This window comes from Rhizobium sp. CB2179 (assembly GCF_057653455.1).
On the sequence record NZ_JBYGKR010000004.1, the window covers coordinates 366,191 to 382,256 of the forward strand.

The following is a 16,066-nucleotide window of genomic DNA, read 5'->3' on the forward strand; positions in this document are numbered from 1 at the left end:
ATCATGGCAAATGCGCAGATCGGGAGCGAAGCACGAATGTCTGATGTGGAGCAAGGCCCGGAAAAACTCTTGCCCTGCCATCGATATCGGCAGGATAAAGTTCCACAAAATTTATGGATTAATTGCGGCTTGAGAGCATGCTCCAAAAGTGAAAACGGCGCCTTCGTGGCGCCGTTTCAAGCTTATGCCGACGCTCTTTACTCGGCAGCGATCAGCGCCTGATTCCGGCTGGGAAAGAAGGCCGCGAGTTCGCCGATGACCTCGCTGATCCGCTTGGACAGCGGATCGGATGAGACGCGGTAATCGGTGAAGTCGCGGTCGGATGCATAAACCTCGGTCGGCAGCGTGTGAGACATGAAAAAACCGAAGAGCGGCCGGAGCTGGTGCTCGACCATCAGCGCATGGCGGTCACCGCCGCCGGTCGCAGTGATGATGATTGGCTTGGCGCGCAGCTCATGCGGGTCGATCAGGTCGATCAGATGCTTGAAGAGACCGGGATAGCTGCCCTTGTAGGTCGGCGCTCCGATGACCAGCACATCGGCATTGACGATGTCATCGATGACTTCCCTGGCGCGACTGTCGAGATCGGCACGGCGCAGCGCCTGGCCAAGCGAGGGGCCGACATCGGTCAGATCGTAGATGGTGGTGTCGAAGCCGTATTTCTCACCGGCGAGACCGGCAACGTTTTCGACAAGCGCAAAGGTCTTCGAGGGGCGGTTGAAGCTACCCGCAAGGCCGACCAGTTTGTGAGCAGACATGCCATTTCCTTCCAATATCGTGCCGAGACCGACGTCATTATTCTCACGAATATTATCTATAAAAATAGTGGATTAAAGGAATGGTGATCCCTCTTCCCCATAGGAGGAGAAAAATACGTTCGGGCCTATGGGCGAAGGCGATGTACGAAATCGAGCCGGAGTGTCGGTGACATTCCGGCTCGATCGATTGTCCATAAGCGATGTCGCCTCAGACTGGTTTCCGCTTGGGAATACGCGGCAGGAAGACCGTGAGGAGACCGAGCAGCGGCAGGTAGGAGCAGATGCGGTAGACGAAATCGATGCCATGGGTGTCGGCGAAACTGCCGAGCAGGGCTGCGCCAAGCCCCCCTGCCCCGAATGCGAAGCCGAAGAAGACCCCGGCAATCAACCCGACGCGCCCGGGCACCAGTTCCTGCGCGAAGACGACGATTGCAGAGAAGGCCGAAGCGAAGATCAAGCCGATGACGACGCTGAGCACACCCGTCCAGAAAAGGTTGGCATAGGGAAGCAGGAGCGCGAAGGGAATGACGCCGAGGATCGAGAACCAGATGACAAAACGGGCACCGAAGCGGTCACCGATCGGCCCGCCGAGGAAGGTGCCGACGGCGACCGAACCGAGGAACAGGAAGAGCATCAGCTGTGCCTGTTGCACGGTGAGTTCGAACTTGTCGATGACATAGAAGGTGAAGTAGCTCGATACGCTGGCCATGTAGACATTCTTCGTTGCCGTCAGCAGCACGAGGATGAGCAGCGCCCAGACGACCCTGTTCTGCGGCAGCGGCAGGGTCCGGCTTATTGCCGGCTTGCTGGCATTCTGGCGCCTGTGGCTGATGTACCAGTTGCCGACCCAGCTCAGCACGACCATGCCGACCATGGCGATGGCGGCGAACCAGGAGACGCTGTGCTGACCGAGCGGCAGCACGATGAAGGCGGCAAGCAGCGGGCCGATCGCCTGGCCGGCATTGCCACCGACCTGGAAGAAGGATTGTGCGAAACCGTGGCGGCCGCCAGAGGCTAGACGGGCAACACGCGAAGATTCCGGGTGGAAGACCGCCGAGCCGAAGCCGATCAGGCTTGCGGCAACCAGTAGCAGGGTGAAACTGCCGGCATTGCCGAGCAGAATGAGGCCGCAAAAGGTGCTGGCCATGCCGACCGGCAGCGAATAGGGCATCGGCCAGCGGTCGGTGACGATGCCGACCAGCGGCTGCAGCAGCGAAGCCGTGACCTGGAACGTCATGGTGAGGAGGCCGATCTGCACGAAATCGAGATCGTAGTTCGCCTTGAACAGCGGATAGAGTGAGGCGAGCAGCGACTGCATGATGTCGTTCAACATGTGGCAGAAGCTGACCGCCATCAGGATAGACATGGTTGTTTTTTCGAAACGAGGCGCGCTCTCGGCAACGGTTGCCATCAATACTTCTCCTGCACAGGCACGGCCGGTGCCGTGCCACGTCGCTATTATTCGATGGATTTTCGGGCGATCGGGGCTGGGAAGACTCTCGTGCGACGGTCGCTGGAGAGCATTTAACGCAAGCCGGGACGCAATTACAGCCCAGTTTTATCCTAATCGGTACGGCTTTGGTTCGATTTACGCTTCCGCCGAGTGATTATTGCGTGATTTCACGTCTTTTTGGGGGGGCTTTCATATCACAGTCAGTCGCGATCGTCGCATATCCACTATGCTATATGAAAACAACCATGGAAAAGCCATGCGGGGGATACTACAGCTGCGCCGATTGAAAATGCGATCGAGGCTGAAAACACACGATGAATGTCAAGACAGCGAATGCAATAGACAGCTATGTCGGAGCGCGTATCAAAATGCGCCGGCAGTTGCTCGGGATGAGCCAGGAACGGCTTGGCGAGCAGATCGGCGTGACCTTTCAGCAGGTTCAGAAGTACGAGAAGGGCATCAACCGCATCGGCGCCAGCCGGCTGCAGCGGATCGCCGAGGTGCTTCAGACGTCGCCAAGCTTCTTCTTCGAGCAGGAGAATTCCGAGCCGTTGACGCTGCAAGGGCTGGATCTAGCTGCGAATATGGACCCGGTCACTGAATTCCTGCGAACGAAAGAGGGAATGGTGCTCAATCGCGCCTTTCTAAAGATCGCCGACAGCAATATCCGCGAAACGGTCATCGCGCTGGTGAAGGCGATGGCGCAGGCGGAAAGCGATGGTCTGACATCGGGGACCTCCAAAGCGGATATCACTCATCCGCTCGGAGAGTAATCAGGTACACTGGTAGGCGATACTCGCATAGAGCTCAGGCTCGCGTCATTTGGCGAGTTGCGGCTGATCGACCCAGACGGGCAATCGGTGGCACTTCCAGAAAAAGGGCCCACTTGGCAGAAGGAATAATATTGCGAGGCTTTGCGCGGGCCGGTTTCTGAGATCTGAAAGGCGGTGCAGTCCTGTCACGCGCATGTTCGTTCAAGAGAACTAAGTCGTCTCCGCTTTGTCGTACGCGCGGGCAAAGGGAGCCGCTAAGGACACCCAGATGCCCGAAACAGCCGTAGCAAGAGTTACGCAGATGAGTGGGGAACAGGTCAAGGAGCTGGCATCGCTGGCCAGGCTTATGGCGTTTGGCTCCCCCGAAAAGCGCCCACGACAGTTCTTTACCCGGCACGCGGGACTGAACGGACGCTGACTGGCAGGTGCTTTGCCGCAATGGCCCAAACGCATCTTGCGAGCGCTTTCGCACGATGAAGCGGTTGCTCACTGTGGCGCGCTTCCCATCTTGTCAGCAGACTTTTACGACGTCCAGATCCAGGAGTTTTCCAAGCTTCTCGATGCGCCCGGCAATGTGTCCGACGCCAACTGCGCAATGGTGGGCAGGTCCCTGCGCGTTCCACGTCTCAACAAAGCGCCGGGCTCCAAGTGGAAATCGATAACGGCTGTTGGTGTTGCCGATTTCGAGGATCGGGCCCGCCACAGAGGCGCCTTCGGCGCAAAGCAGCCTGATGTTGCCGGCGTCTTCGACGATAGAGAGCAGCGTCACCGGCCCGTGCTGAACCGACATTTCAACGCTGACGCCAGAGCCGACCTTGCCGTGAAAAACGTTGAGGGGCCGGATCTTCGTACGCCCCTGGGCAATTTTCGTATGCCCCGGCCCGTCATGCCCCATCAGCACGACATCTGCGGCGAAATCCATGGCATAATACTCGGTGAATGAGCCGCCCGCACCGAAGCTGTCCATGATTTTCATCGCCTGGGCGTTCTTGATCTCATATTCGCCGGCAACCGGCACGCCGCTGGCCGTTAACATCGAACAGCCGACGATGACCGAGGTGATGATATCCTCGTATTCGTGGCCGGGCTGGGATTCGTAGTAATAGGCAAGTGAGCCGAGCGATTTCTTATCGACCAGCTTGCGAAGCGCCACGGCGGTCTTTGCCGCACGTGCCAGTTCTTTGGGGTCGCAATCCGGCTGGACATCGAATTCGGCGATGATCGTCGCCAAGCAGGTGGAGACGTCTTCCTCGCTCAAATCACGCCGCAACTGCGCCAGTTCGTCGATTTCCAGCACCTCGATATGGGTGCCGAAGGCCGCTGCCTGCGCGGTGAGATCTGAATAGATATCCAGCATGCCGTTGTAGTAGCGGCCCATGACGCCGAGCCGGTTATGCGCCATCACATGTGCGACGCGGGCGGCCTCGATCCAGCCGTCGATCTCGTTTTCGACGACGGGATCGCCGGTGAGAACGCCGGTCACCTGGTGAAAGCTGATGCCCGCTCGACGGAAGACATTGGCGATTTCGGGGACGGGGCAGGCAGAGCAATGCGCCAGCCAGTCGCCGGTCATCGCTGTCCGATCGCCGAGGGCGTTGAAAGTGGCATAGTCGATGGTCGCGGTCGGCTGCAGATTGAGGATGATCACCGGAACCTTGGCGCGACGGACTACTGGAAGAACCGTCGACGACAACGCATAGGTGGTGATGTAGAGAAAGATGATATCGACATCGGCCTGGCGAAACTGGTGACCGGCCTCGATCGCCTTTTCGGGCGCGTCGATCAGCCCGAGGTTGACGACCTCGACGCCTGGGCGCGCAAGCTTTGCCTCGACGGTATCGACATAGCCGCGCAACCGCGCTTCCAGACCGTTGAATTGCGACCAATAGGCCTCCAGACCGATACCGAAAAGGCCGGCCTTCAGGGGGCGTTCAGACATTTCTGTTTCTCCGATGGGGTGAGAATGACGTCAGCTCTGCAGGCGCACTCGAAGCTGATCGAGGCCGACGGCCATTAGAAGGACGACGCCTCGGGTCACGTCCTGCCAGAAGGAGGACACGTTCATCAGCGTCAGGCCGTTGTTCAGCGTGCCGAGGATCAAAACGGCAATCAGCGTGCCCCAGACGCTGCCGCGTCCACCAAAGAGGCTGGTGCCACCAAGGATGATGGCGGCGATGATGGTGAGCAGGTGCTGGCCCGCGGCGTTGGGTGCTGCGGCGCCGAGCATCGCTGCAAGGATGATGCCAGCTGCCGCCCCCGAAAGGCCGGAGACGACATAGAGCACCATCTGGGTCCGCTCGACGGGCACGCCGAGCAGGCTGCTTGCTTCCGGATTGCCGCCGCTCGCATAGACGAAGCGTCCGAACGGTGTCTTCGACAGGATCAGCCAAAGTGCGATGAAGACCAACAGCATCAGGATGATCGGAAACGGGATTCCAAAAAGGCGCCCTGACCCGAGCCAGTTGAAAGCCGGAATGAAGAGCGGCTTCGAAAGGCCGCCGGTCAGCACCATTGAGAGGCCGGAAAAGATGCTCATTGTGCCGAGCGTGGCGATGAGCGGGTTGAGCTTCAGTCGGGTGACGATGAAGCCGTTCAGGACGCCGACCGCGCAGCCGATGAGGAGAGCGGTGCCGCAGCCCGCCCAGATGTTGATTCCCTTGGCATGCATCAGCGCCACAATGACGCCGGCAAGACCGGCGACGGCGGCGACGGACAGATCGAGCCCTCCGCCGATGATCAGCGGGGTGCCCGCGGCTGCCATCAGCCCGATGAAGGCCATGTTGGTGCCGATGTTGGACAGGTTGCTCAGCGTCAGGAAATAGGGGGAGAAAACCGAAAAGGCGATCAGCAGCAGTACGTAGAACACCAGCAAGAGAGCGATGCCGGCGGCCGGGCGGCCAAGAAGGTCGCTGCGTGATTTTGCCGACCTCTTCGACGATTCCGACGCTGCGGGAATGGAAGACGAGTTGGTCATGTTTTCTCCAGTTCATTCCTATCGCGGAGGGCTGCCCGCGGCTCGGCTGCCTGCATCAGATCCGTCGCGGTTGCGTCCTGCCCAAGCTCGGCGACGACCTTGCCATCCTCGAGAACGAGGCTGCGATCTGCGAGCCCCGCCACCTCTTCCGCATCCGAGGAGACGATCAGGATCGCCAGCCCCGCCTCTGCCAGCCGACGTATTTCCATGTAGATCTCGCGCCGGGCACCAAGATCGACCCCGCGTGTCGGCTCTTCGAGGATCAGAACATTCGGGTTTCCGAGCAGCCAACGCGCAAGGCAGATCTTCTGCTGATTGCCGCCGGACAGAAGGCGGATCTCTTGGTCCGGACCTGAGGTCTTGACCCGCAGGGTTTTGATCCATTCACGGGTGCTGTCGTCTTCCCGCTTTTGGTCGACAACGCCGGATTGCGTGAACAGGCTGAGATAGGGCAGTGTCGTGTTGGTTCGCACTGACAAATTGCCAATCAGGCCCTGGCGCTTTCGCTCTGCGGCCACGAACCCGATGCCGCTATGCACTCTCTTTCGCGGCCCAGAGAGACCAATGTCCACATCGTTCAGCAGAATGGCCTCGGCATGGGCGGCAGGCTCGGCGCCATAGATTGCCCGGCCTATTTTCTCGGCGCCGGAGCCGATAAGGCCGAAGACGCCGAAAACCTCGCCGCGTCGCACGGTCAATGCCACGCCGTCGAGCCATCCGGGAAGTGACAGTCCATCGACGGACAGGACGGTCTTTGCGTCCTGAAGCACTTTCGATTTTACGGGGTAGAGGTCGCCGAGTTCGCTGCCGAGCATCGCCGTCAGAACTTCGTCGCGATTGGTGTCGCGGGTTTCGAACTGACCTCGGACCTCGCCGTCACGCAAGACAACGATACGGTCGCTTAGCCGGAAGACCTCGTCAAGATAATGCGAAATATAGATGATGGTGACGCCTTGGGCTTTCAGGGCCTCGATGACCTCGAACAGATTGTCGGCATCTGCCTCACTCAGCGACGCCGTCGGCTCGTCCATGATCAGGATCCGCGCCTTGCCGGCCAGCGCGCGGGCGATTTCGACAATGCGCTGTTCGGACAATGGCAGCGAGCCCATGCGCCGGCCGGGCTCGATATGGTCGAGCCGCAATCGCTTCAGGAGCGCCCGCGCCTGTGCGTCGACGGCCACCTGATCGATCATCGGAATACCCAAAAAGCGGCGCTTCGGCATGGAGCCAAGCGCGATGTTTTCGGCGACCGAAAGGTCCGGATGTACGGAAAGCTCCTGCGGCATCAGCCGGATGCCGGCCGCAACGGCATCCCGAGGCGTGGAGATATTCCTGGCCGTGTCGTCAATTCTAATCTGTCCGGTGTCCAGCGTGTAGACACCGGAGAGGATTTTCATGAGCGTAGACTTACCCGCGCCATTGGCGCCAAGAAGCGCCACGATCTCGCCCGCATCGGCAGAAAGCGACACGTTCTTCAGTACCGTCACGCCGGCAAATGCTTTGCTGACATTGGCGATCTGGAGCCGCCGATTGCGGCTCCCTTCGGTGCTCTGGACGGTCATGTCACGCTCCCTGACGCTGTCTCGCTCATTGCTGAGGGAGAATGGCCTCATAGCCCTTCAGCCAATCCTGCTTCTTCAGGTCTGCAAGGTAGGTTGAAAATTCCGCTTCCGGAAACACGTATCCATCCGCCTCGCCGGCACAGGGAAACTCCTTGTAGAACTTGCAGATATTGGCCTTGGTGACCATTTGGTGCGTCACGAAGGTCGCCTCCGGAACCGGCTTTCCGGCAAGAGCGGAGAGCGCGATCGGAATCAGATAGTTGCCGTAGCTGCCGGGGAATGAACCAGTGGCAGCAACCAGGTTCGGATCGGCGGCGAGCGCCTCGGCCTCATCTGCCCCGTTGCCGACCGCAATTGCCTGATCGACGCGACCGGCAGCCCGCACGGCCTGCAGCATCCCCATCGTCGCCTGATCGTTGATGGCAATGATGAGGATCGGCGCACCGGGCGGAATGCGACCGATGACATTGTTCATCTGCGCAAAAGATTCCTGCAGCGTGTTCTTGGTATCGATCTCGATGATATGATCGGCGGGGAAATCCTTGGTCAGCGCCATAAAGCCGGCCCGCTGGCCATCCGTGCGCATGCGCGGGATGACGCCCGACTGCGGTAAAGCGCCGACGACCAGATAACCGGTCTTTACGACATCGGCGCCGAATTTCTTTGCGGCCGCCGTTGCGAGATAGGACCCACCCATGAAGCCAGATTTCGGGTTATTGACCCCGAAGAAGCTCGCGCCCGGCATCGGGATGTCGATCGCAGTGACCTTCGTGCCATCCGGTTTGAACACATCCATCACCGTCTGCCCGAAATTGGCGTCCGTCTGAAATTCGATGACGTAGTCAACCTTGCGCTCTGCAAAGGATTTGGCATTGGCGAGCGCAGTCGGCCCGTCGAGGCGGTTATCCGCAATCACAAGTTCGACGCCGGCAGCATCGGCATTTTCCTGGATCCCCTTTTCGACGAGCACGCCGAAGGCGATATCGCGCTGCAGATTGGCGAAACCAATACTGTAGCTCTTTCCGTTTCTCGGCGGCTTTGCCTTGGTCGCATCGACCACCATCGCCTTCAGATTTTCGGTCGATAGCATTTTGCCGTCGAACTTCGCCGGATCGAACCCGTGAAAGTCCTCGGCATAAGAAGCGGAAGCCGCAAGGCACGCGGCAACCACCACCAGTGTGGCTTGATTTTTCATGTCTTTCTCCTCCCGGCCACTGCCCTCCCCGGCAGCGGCGGCCCGCTGATGATCTCAGCAAATATTTTGCAGCGTCATTCTAAAACTGACCTTGCATAGTGACGTTAACACTAGGAATTTTCGTTGACACGTCGGCAATTTCCGCAAAAGTGATCTTTTGCATGCAAAATATGATCCTCAGACTTGGCCGCTATCATGCAGAGCTACTTCGTCTACATGCCCGACAACCGCCTCTGCGCCGCCTGGGGCTGTACGGCCATCTCCACTGGGTACACAGAGATCGGACCGAATTCCGACTACCCACCGAGCCGTCATCCCAACGACCACCATTTCAGCTGGTCGCGTGGCCGTATCCTGAGCGCCTATCAGATCGTCCACATCAGCGCGGGCAGCGGCAGGCTGGAGTTCGGACCAGAACGTCGGCAGGTTACCATCGCCGAAGGCTCTATTTTCCTGCTCTTTCCCGGCGTCTGGCACCGTTTTGCTCCGGACCGCCGGACTGGATGGGTCGAACATTGGATCGAATGCCGGGGAAGCGCCTTCGATTTTGCGCGCGATGCAGGCCTGTTGCGCCCCGAGCTGCCGGCCCATGCCAGCAGCTCCGAGATTTCTGGTGTTTTCGCGTCGATTCACGCGCTGGCGCAGGACGATTGCCTGCGCAATCAGCCGCTGCTGTCGACCCTCGGCCTTCAACTGCTGGCCCTTTTATGCCGCCCCGCCGATCTCAATAGCAATGCTGCCGATAGGCTCGTCGATCGTGCACGGATGATTCTGATGGAGCGCTGCGGCCAGCCTCTGTCTGTCGAACAGCTTGCCGACGAACTTGGCGTCAGCTATCCCTATTTCCGGCGTCTTTTTCGCGAGCAGACTGGCATGTCGGCCAAGCAATATCAGATGAGGGTGCGCATCCAGCGGGCCATCGACCTTCTGGTGAACACCGACAAATCGATCAAGGAGATCGCCGGTCTCCTGGGTTTTCACTCGGCGTTCCATTTTTCGACACAGTTCCGGCAACTGATCGGCTCGAGCCCAACGGATTTCAGGGCGGCTAAACGCTCGTAACGTAAGCCTCGTCGAGACTAACCTTATATTCCTTGCCTTCGAATCGGCCGGCGGGTTCGTATCGCAGGCGCGGTTGCGTGCGGAGTGGGATGCCCTATTCTGCGCTCGTCAACGCCTATCGCATTTCGAACCGGAGTGTCTCGCATGCTCGGAAAGTTGCGGCATGGATATCAATTGCCTGGCGCCAGTCTGTCGGAGATCGAGGCATGTGAGGCTTCGCTCTCGATCATCTTGCCGGAAGACTACAAGGCGTTCTTGCGCATCTCGAATGGATTCAACGATGAAGTCGGTCAAGGATATCTCGTTCTGTGGAGTGTCGCGGAGCTTGCCAAGGCCGACGGTTATGAACTCTTCGAGTTTCAGGTCGACCGGTTCTTGATTGGTTCGAATGGCGGCCCGACCGCTTATGGGATAATCGGCGGAAGTTACATCTCCGTTCCGTTTGTCTTTGCCGGCGCGTGGTCGGAAGAGGTCCGCGTGCTTGGACGGACATTCGATGAGTTCATTAAAGCCGTTGAGGCGGGCGAAGGCTCATAGCGATCGGCACCTCCTTATGATGCGATGACTGACAGCCTCTTCATCGGCGCCGGTATTGGATCAGAGTCTCCTGCGAGGCCGACAATCGATAGAGCAGTTGCTGTGCGGGATATCGCTCTCGAGCGAACTGCCGGCCCGGTGCCAGGGGCAGCCGAGTCCGGTGGGCTGAGTGATGAGGTTGGGAACGGCTGCACTTGATCTTAATCTGCATCGGGAAGAGGCTTGATACAAAAAGCCTGCCGCGGGAGGAGGTGCGGCAGGCTTTTTGAAGATCGAACAGCGACTGGGAGGAGGAGTGCCGCTGTTTTTACAGACGCCCCATGGGAGGAGAAGTGGGCCGGCTGAAAGCGAAGCTTTGCGGGAGGAGGTGCATTGCTTCGACAGATACGATCATACACAGACCCCGGACGATGCAAATGTCTTATGTTGCACTGCAGCCATGCGTAAGGCGCAAACCGCAAGAATCCAATACGACTGGAGCTCCATACGCCGCCGGGGCACGGCCCTCGACGCAAAAATGCCCGCCTTAGGAGCGGGCATCAACTAATGTGGATTCAAGTCGTGCTGGGCGGTTAGCGCGCGATCGAGGCGCGGGCAACGCTGCGAATGTCTGCTCGATCGATGCCGAGGTCCTGCAGTTCGCGGCTGGACATGCGTCCGAGTTCGGTGACCGTCTGACGGAACTTGCGCCAGTTGTTGAAAGAGCGTGCTACGTTCATGATGATCCCCTTTCATGAGGGCTGTCTGACGTCAGCAACCTTGGTTGGTTCCGGCGCCGTTTCGATGATGGAGATATAGGCGCTTCAATCGGTTTAAAACAGCCACAATCTCTCATCTCAGCTATGCGGTGAGCGCATGATGTGCTTCTTTTTTGCGCAAATACTCCCTTTTTCAAACCGCGGACGAATAGCAAGTGGGACCTCACCTCCGTGGCTTGCGCCACGGAGGTGAGGTCGATGCTACAAACGGCTTGGATAATAATGGAAGCGGCCGATCGGTTTCGGCTACCTCAATCAGACGCCGAATGCGTCCAGTCGATTTTACGGGCGCCATTCCTGCTTATTGCGATCGTCGAGGCGAATTCCCCGATCGACCGCCACCCAGCACATGAGCCTCGAATGGAGAAGCTCCTGTGGCTCGCGGCGCATTTCCCAGATCCCCGCGTCAGATGACATGGCCGCGATTGGACCGTATCTATCAAAGCGATCGTAGGCGCCCTGCCTTGGGAAGCCAAGCCCACGGTCCCTGATCGTCGGTGAGGAAGATGAAAGTGCCGCGTCTCCGCTCGCGGAACCTTCAGATTGCGGCCTGCATGAGGTAGGGAGATTGCTCGACGGGAACCTGCGCTACGATTTTCATTACGAGTGTGGGAGCGACATCAGGAACAGACCGAACTCGTCCGTCTTTGTAGACGACCCGCAAGAGGCAAGCCTTGTCGTCGTATTCAAGTTCCGCGATCGTCTTTGAATGGATCAGAAATTGCATATTAAGCTACCTCCCTGCACTACAGCATGACCAAGATGAACAGACCGCCGCCGAGGAGAAGGCTTGATCGGCACGAGAACTCATTGCCTCTTCGATGATCGGCGCTGTCAGAAATGCGATCCAACGACAAGCGCTCTGCGTCCCGGCGAGATTACGAAAAAATCTAATAGAGCCCACTTTGGAAATCGCGTGAAATCAACGTGACACACGTCTGACGACTATTTGGCACGGGCATGCCAGAAAAAGATGTGAGCACGACGCCCACCGTCGAGCTAATGGCCGCAATTCCTCGCAGGTGCGGGTGGGCCGCCAGGTGAATTGTGCCGGACGAGCGTGGCGGACCACTTCCGGCCAGAACTTCAGACGTGCGGGAATAGGCAGCAACTGCCGTCAACGATCACCTCGACATCGTCGGGCTCGGAAATTCGGATGCTAACGATCCTGAACTGGGCGCCGTTGTCACACCATCCGATGTTTTGCCTAAAGATTTCGATAGCGATGTCGGGACCGATGGCCCATCCACGTCCTAGAAGGAAATCGAAACGAAAACCGGAGGATGGAGAGCATGGCGCTTAAGCGAATGGACAACATCGGGATTGTCGTCGAAGACCTCGCAGTGGCAATAGACTTTTTTCAGGAGTTAGGCCTCGAACTCGAAGGCCGCGCGACGATCGAAGGCGAATGGGCCGGTCGTGTCACGGGTCTTGGCGATCAGCGCGTCGAGATCGCCATGATGCGCACGCCGGACGGGCACAGCCGGCTGGAGCTGTCGCGCTTCCTCAGACCGGATGTCGTCGCGGATCATCGGAACGCCCCGGTCAACGCCCTTGGTTATCTGCGAGCCATGTTCACGGTCGACGACGTCGAAGAGACCGTTGAGAGGCTGCGCACGCGCGGCGCCCAGCTTGTCGGCGATGTCGTCCGGTATGAGGACGCCTACAAGCTCTGCTACATTCGCGGACCCGAAGGTCTTCTTATCGGGCTTGCCCAGGAACTTGGGTGAGCAGCGACGAGCGATCGGTCGCGCCTGGCTTATCCTGCGAATATCGCGCTCGTTGACGAGGAACGCTGGTGATCCCATCTAGGCGCCATGCCGAAACACGAAAAGAACGATGTCGAGCTGGTCAAGACGTGGGTGCTGCCGCCAGCAGCGACCCTCGGATCGTCGATCCGCGCGAAGGGAATTCTGCTCGAACTCCGTGCACGGCTCCCGGTCGCTTCGATGAAGTCGCTCGATATCGAGCAAGGAGAACTCACGCTGTCGATGCCTGCAAGTGTCAAGATAGAATTCCATGCAGCGGCGTCTGTTGTCGCCAGTGCGCTGAAAGACATCGAAAGCCTGCCGGTAATCCCGCGCGAGATCCAGGATATCCTTTCGATCAAGACGAATGAGCGTCATCGCTGGCTCAAGGACGGCCGCCTGCCGAGTGCTGGAACGCGCACGGTGAAACTGCGCGGTCGCGCGCGGAAGATCACGTTCCACGTCTTCGACCCGCGCGTCGTGGAAGACCTGCTCGATCGAGGCGTCGTCGAAGAATGGCGCGAGGAGGATGCGGCGGCGGCGGTGGAGAACCGACGGCGGGCAGCATATAAGGCGAAGTTGACGCGGTCGCTGAAGAAGGGCAAGACCGTCAAGGGGGATACCGTCGCCGGATCCGACGAGGCACCTCGCACGGAACTGGCAGGCTGGGAGGAGTTCGGACGCGACGGATTGCTTCGCTAAGGAGGCCTATTGCGGGTCCCAGCGGTTCTAAAGCAAGGTAATCTCCGGGCCGCTTCGTATGGCAGGCCTTGAAACGGACGCTGTGCTCGACTATCTTCAGGTCATCGGCGTTGCTGGTGAGCGCTCCACGAGAGTGTTCGCGACTGCCGAAGTCGCTTATCTGCTTTTGACCACGGATGTACTGGCACTGGTGTGAAGAGCGATGTTTGAAAGGTCGGTGCGGTTTCGCCCCGGCCTTTTTTATTGCCTGCCGGTCAGGGCAAAGCTCCCGACCAATCGTTGGACGGCTCTTCAGCCTCTGCTCCTGGAAATTCTTCCGTAGGATCGGGGATCGCGTTCGTAGACAGTTCGGAGATTTCCGAGCCGGAAAGAACAGGTCGCGACGCGTCAGGCACCAGACGACCTTGCCTTTGGTACGCGCGGCAATCCCGGCCATGAACAGGGTGGCTGCCGCCACGTCGACGGTGCCGACCCCCGCCGCCAGCGCACTCGTGCAGCGCCCCGTAGGCCAAACCACCGCCCGGGAGCCACTCGTCGATCGACGCCACGCCGAAGGGCAAAACGTCTCGCTTACGCTGACCTGCGCTTTCCAGGTGCGCGATCTGTTCGCGCAAACTGTCAAGGACGGCCTTTGGGCGGCGGAGTTCATGATCTACCTTCAACGGCAACCCGTTTTCAGCTTGAGTAGGAGCTATATGTTCTATATTTGTTCTTAACGCGTAAATGAGTCAATGCGCATATGACCGCTGAAGTTGACCACGAGTGCAAGGCAGAAAAATCGCCATCGGATTCAAGCGGATGGCAAGGAAGGTTATTTTCGGATGCGCCGAACGCGGCTTGTGGACGATGCGATCCCTAGACTGAAAGATCACAAGGTCCCGGTGGTTGAACTCCTCTGCCGTCTGTGCAGCCGCCATTGCGCGCATGAGCGCAGGCTGTTGGTGAAAGCGTTTGGCGCAAGCGTCAGCTTCGCGGAAATCCGCCGACGCATGGCCATGGGCTGCGAGCGCATGCAGACGCCCGGGGGTGACAAGTGTGGGGCACATTTCCCATGTTTGGGTAGTGGTCTAGCTGATGGAAGCTAGAGGATGACGGGTGAAGAAAGCCGAGTGCGGCCGCGCAAGATCGTGCATGTCGACATGGATGCCTTCTACGCATCGGTCGAGCAGCGTGACAATCCGGAGCTGCGTGGCTTGCCGGTTGCCGTCGGCAGTCCTGCTGCCCGCGGCGTGGTGGCGGCCGCCAGCTATGAGGCCAGAAAGTTCGGTGTGCATTCCGCCATGCCTTCGGTGACTGCGCAGCGGAAATGCCCGGACCTCATCTTCGTCAAGCCGCGCTTCGATGTCTATAAGGCCGTCTCGCTGCAGATAAGGACGGTCTTTGCCGAGTACACGCCGATGATCGAGCCGTTGTCGCTCGACGAGGCCTATCTCGACGTCACTGAAAATCTCAAAGGCATGGAGATCGCCACCGAGATAGCTGCGGAAATCCGCGCCAAAATCAAAGCAACCACCGGGCTCACCGCCTCGGCCGGCATTTCCTACAACAAGTTCCTCGCCAAGATGGCATCCGACCAGAACAAGCCGGACGGCCAGTTCGTCATCACGCCGAAGAACGGTCCGGCCTTCGTCGAGCGCCTGCCCGTCAAGAAGTTTCATGGCGTCGGGCCGGCAACAGCCGAGAAGATGCATCGGCTCGGGATCGAAACAGGCGCGGACCTCAAGGAGAGAACGCTCGACTTCCTCGTCGAACATTTCGGGAAGTCAGGACCGTATTTTTATGGCATCGCCCGCGGTATCGACAATCGCCAGGTCAAGCCGGATCGGGTGCGGAAATCCATCGGAGCGGAAGACACGTTTTCGCAGGACATCCATTCCTTTGAGCCCGCGCGCGAAGGGCTTCAGCCGCTGATTTCGAAAGTCTGGAGCTACTGCGAGGCCAATGAGATCGGCGCCAAGACGGTGACGCTCAAGGTCAAATATGCCGACTTCAGCCAGATCACCCGCAGCAAAACCGTTCCGGCTCCCCTGCCGGCGATCACCGATCTGGACGAGGTGGTCGACCTGCTTCTTGCGCCAATCTTCCCGCCGCGAAAAGGCATACGCCTACTCGGCGTCACGCTGTCGTCACTGGAAAAACGGCGGGCTTCTCGTACGGCACCACAGTTGCGGCTTGCGCTTTAGACCGCCAGCATCGGCTGGGCCGGAGGGTCTGAATTGCGCCCGATCCGGAATGTCCCCGACGCCAGCAACCATGGCAAACCGGCCCTGCAGCGCGGTCGATCCGATGGATGCCGCCGAAACATGTTCGAGACGGCAAAGAAACTGGGGAACGGGCATCGAGCGAACGGCGCTGCCGACAAAATCTTGTTTCGATCAAAATCGACAGCGACATGCTCGCCTACTTGCAGGAAGACGGTTCCGGCTGGCAGGATTGCACGTGGCATATTGCGCGCTGCGATAAGGGGCAGGCTCTGACCCTATTTAGACGGAGCCGTGCAGGCCACGCCATCGGGTCGTTGCCCGTTATTTTTCACGGCCGGCA

General features: G+C 59.0%; 16 protein-coding genes and 1 pseudogene. 8 read left to right on the forward strand and 9 right to left on the reverse strand.

The window, feature by feature from the left end; all coding sequences use genetic code 11:
• Positions 1-3 precede the first annotated feature (3 nt).
• Entirely contained in the window at positions 4-222 is a 219-nt protein-coding gene (locus AC244Q_RS33280) for a hypothetical protein (RefSeq protein ID WP_128407574.1), read from the forward strand.
• Here the strand turns inward: AC244Q_RS33280 and msuE are convergent.
• Entirely contained in the window at positions 198-758 is a 561-nt protein-coding gene (gene msuE / locus AC244Q_RS33285) for an FMN reductase (protein WP_128407573.1), read from the reverse strand. The genes AC244Q_RS33280 and msuE overlap by 25 nt on opposite strands.
• Positions 759-966: 208 nt before the next feature.
• Positions 967-2,169 carry an MFS transporter gene (locus AC244Q_RS33290; RefSeq protein ID WP_128407572.1) on the reverse strand — a complete coding sequence of 401 codons (1,203 nt, stop codon included), beginning with the start codon at positions 2,167-2,169 and terminating at the stop codon, positions 967-969.
• Between the two features lie 356 nt (positions 2,170-2,525).
• Between AC244Q_RS33290 and AC244Q_RS33295 the strand changes: the two genes are divergently transcribed.
• Complete coding sequence (locus AC244Q_RS33295) at positions 2,526-2,984, forward strand: helix-turn-helix domain-containing protein (protein WP_128407571.1); 459 nt, start codon at positions 2,526-2,528, stop codon at positions 2,982-2,984.
• A 511-nt stretch (positions 2,985-3,495) separates the two neighbouring features.
• On the opposite strand, the gene AC244Q_RS33300 is transcribed toward AC244Q_RS33295, so the two are convergent.
• The 4 genes from AC244Q_RS33300 to AC244Q_RS33315 are packed head-to-tail and all read right to left on the reverse strand — an operon-like array spanning position 3,496 to position 8,715.
• A complete protein-coding gene (locus tag AC244Q_RS33300; protein ID WP_128407570.1) occupies positions 3,496-4,923 on the reverse strand; it encodes an arabinose isomerase in 1,428 nt (475 codons plus the stop codon).
• A 30-nt stretch (positions 4,924-4,953) separates the two neighbouring features.
• A complete protein-coding gene (locus tag AC244Q_RS33305) occupies positions 4,954-5,958 on the reverse strand; it encodes an ABC transporter permease (RefSeq protein WP_113545325.1) in 1,005 nt (334 codons plus the stop codon).
• Positions 5,955-7,520 carry a sugar ABC transporter ATP-binding protein gene (locus tag AC244Q_RS33310; RefSeq protein ID WP_128407569.1) on the reverse strand — a complete coding sequence of 522 codons (1,566 nt, stop codon included), beginning with the start codon at positions 7,518-7,520 and terminating at the stop codon, positions 5,955-5,957. The genes AC244Q_RS33305 and AC244Q_RS33310 overlap by 4 nt, the downstream gene beginning before the upstream one ends.
• Before the next feature lie 25 nt (positions 7,521-7,545).
• Positions 7,546-8,715: a sugar ABC transporter substrate-binding protein gene (locus AC244Q_RS33315; protein WP_128407568.1), complete on the reverse strand. Its 1,170-nt coding sequence runs from the start codon at positions 8,713-8,715 to the stop codon at positions 7,546-7,548.
• A gap of 195 nt (positions 8,716-8,910) precedes the next feature.
• Here AC244Q_RS33315 and AC244Q_RS33320 point away from each other — a divergent pair, with 195 nt between their 5' ends.
• Together AC244Q_RS33320 and AC244Q_RS33325 are read left to right on the forward strand one after the other, a co-directional pair.
• Entirely contained in the window at positions 8,911-9,777 is an 867-nt protein-coding gene (locus tag AC244Q_RS33320) for a helix-turn-helix domain-containing protein (RefSeq protein WP_032997060.1), read from the forward strand.
• Between the two features lie 144 nt (positions 9,778-9,921).
• The gene (locus AC244Q_RS33325; protein ID WP_113545323.1) at positions 9,922-10,314 is read left to right on the forward strand and encodes an SMI1/KNR4 family protein; all 393 of its coding nucleotides are present in this window, start codon (positions 9,922-9,924) and stop codon (positions 10,312-10,314) included.
• Between the two features lie 572 nt (positions 10,315-10,886).
• Here AC244Q_RS33325 and AC244Q_RS33330 read toward each other — a convergent pair.
• Both AC244Q_RS33330 and AC244Q_RS33335 read right to left on the reverse strand, forming a co-directional pair.
• On the reverse strand, positions 10,887-11,033 hold the full coding sequence (locus AC244Q_RS33330) for a DUF1127 domain-containing protein (protein ID WP_003552150.1): 147 nt from the start codon (positions 11,031-11,033) through the stop codon (positions 10,887-10,889).
• A gap of 577 nt (positions 11,034-11,610) precedes the next feature.
• Entirely contained in the window at positions 11,611-11,799 is a 189-nt protein-coding gene (locus AC244Q_RS33335; RefSeq protein ID WP_017997253.1) for a hypothetical protein, read from the reverse strand.
• 565 nt (positions 11,800-12,364) lie between these two features.
• On the opposite strand from AC244Q_RS33335, the gene AC244Q_RS33340 reads away from it, so the two are divergent.
• The gene (locus AC244Q_RS33340) at positions 12,365-12,802 is read left to right on the forward strand and encodes a VOC family protein (RefSeq protein ID WP_128407567.1); all 438 of its coding nucleotides are present in this window, start codon (positions 12,365-12,367) and stop codon (positions 12,800-12,802) included.
• 87 nt (positions 12,803-12,889) lie between these two features.
• Positions 12,890-13,522 carry a hypothetical protein gene (locus AC244Q_RS33345; RefSeq protein WP_128407566.1) on the forward strand — a complete coding sequence of 211 codons (633 nt, stop codon included), beginning with the start codon at positions 12,890-12,892 and terminating at the stop codon, positions 13,520-13,522.
• A gap of 361 nt (positions 13,523-13,883) precedes the next feature.
• Here the strand turns inward: AC244Q_RS33345 and AC244Q_RS33350 are convergent.
• A pseudogene (locus AC244Q_RS33350) lies at positions 13,884-14,184 on the reverse strand (hypothetical protein); the annotation flags it as partial.
• 159 nt (positions 14,185-14,343) lie between these two features.
• Between AC244Q_RS33350 and AC244Q_RS33355 the strand changes: the two are divergent.
• Positions 14,344-14,607, forward strand: coding sequence for a hypothetical protein (locus tag AC244Q_RS33355; protein WP_128407598.1), 264 nt, complete (start codon positions 14,344-14,346; stop codon positions 14,605-14,607).
• A gap of 3 nt (positions 14,608-14,610) precedes the next feature.
• Positions 14,611-15,705 carry a DNA polymerase IV gene (gene dinB, locus AC244Q_RS33360; protein WP_128407565.1) on the forward strand — a complete coding sequence of 365 codons (1,095 nt, stop codon included), beginning with the start codon at positions 14,611-14,613 and terminating at the stop codon, positions 15,703-15,705.
• The last annotated feature ends 361 nt before the right edge of the window (positions 15,706-16,066 follow it).

Bases quoted from the DNA above. Each gene is read 5' to 3' on its own strand.
- AC244Q_RS33335 (WP_017997253.1), bottom strand. From the start codon at position 11,799: ATGCAATTTCTGATCCATTCAAAGACGATCGCGGAACTTGAATACGAC.
- AC244Q_RS33315 (WP_128407568.1), bottom strand. From the start codon at position 8,715: ATGAAAAATCAAGCCACACTGGTGGTGGTTGCCGCGTGCCTTGCGGCT.
- AC244Q_RS33310 (WP_128407569.1), bottom strand. From the start codon at position 7,520: ATGACCGTCCAGAGCACCGAAGGGAGCCGCAATCGGCGGCTCCAGATC.
- AC244Q_RS33295 (WP_128407571.1), top strand. From the start codon at position 2,526: ATGAATGTCAAGACAGCGAATGCAATAGACAGCTATGTCGGAGCGCGT.
- AC244Q_RS33300 (WP_128407570.1), bottom strand. From the start codon at position 4,923: ATGTCTGAACGCCCCCTGAAGGCCGGCCTTTTCGGTATCGGTCTGGAG.
- msuE (WP_128407573.1), bottom strand. From the start codon at position 758: ATGTCTGCTCACAAACTGGTCGGCCTTGCGGGTAGCTTCAACCGCCCC.
- AC244Q_RS33290 (WP_128407572.1), bottom strand. From the start codon at position 2,169: ATGGCAACCGTTGCCGAGAGCGCGCCTCGTTTCGAAAAAACAACCATG.
- AC244Q_RS33320 (WP_032997060.1), top strand. From the start codon at position 8,911: ATGCAGAGCTACTTCGTCTACATGCCCGACAACCGCCTCTGCGCCGCC.
- AC244Q_RS33280 (WP_128407574.1), top strand. From the start codon at position 4: ATGGCAAATGCGCAGATCGGGAGCGAAGCACGAATGTCTGATGTGGAG.
- AC244Q_RS33355 (WP_128407598.1), top strand. From the start codon at position 14,344: ATGCGCCGAACGCGGCTTGTGGACGATGCGATCCCTAGACTGAAAGAT.
- AC244Q_RS33340 (WP_128407567.1), top strand. From the start codon at position 12,365: ATGGCGCTTAAGCGAATGGACAACATCGGGATTGTCGTCGAAGACCTC.
- AC244Q_RS33305 (WP_113545325.1), bottom strand. From the start codon at position 5,958: ATGACCAACTCGTCTTCCATTCCCGCAGCGTCGGAATCGTCGAAGAGG.
- dinB (WP_128407565.1), top strand. From the start codon at position 14,611: ATGACGGGTGAAGAAAGCCGAGTGCGGCCGCGCAAGATCGTGCATGTC.
- AC244Q_RS33345 (WP_128407566.1), top strand. From the start codon at position 12,890: ATGCCGAAACACGAAAAGAACGATGTCGAGCTGGTCAAGACGTGGGTG.
- AC244Q_RS33330 (WP_003552150.1), bottom strand. From the start codon at position 11,033: ATGAACGTAGCACGCTCTTTCAACAACTGGCGCAAGTTCCGTCAGACG.
- AC244Q_RS33325 (WP_113545323.1), top strand. From the start codon at position 9,922: ATGCTCGGAAAGTTGCGGCATGGATATCAATTGCCTGGCGCCAGTCTG.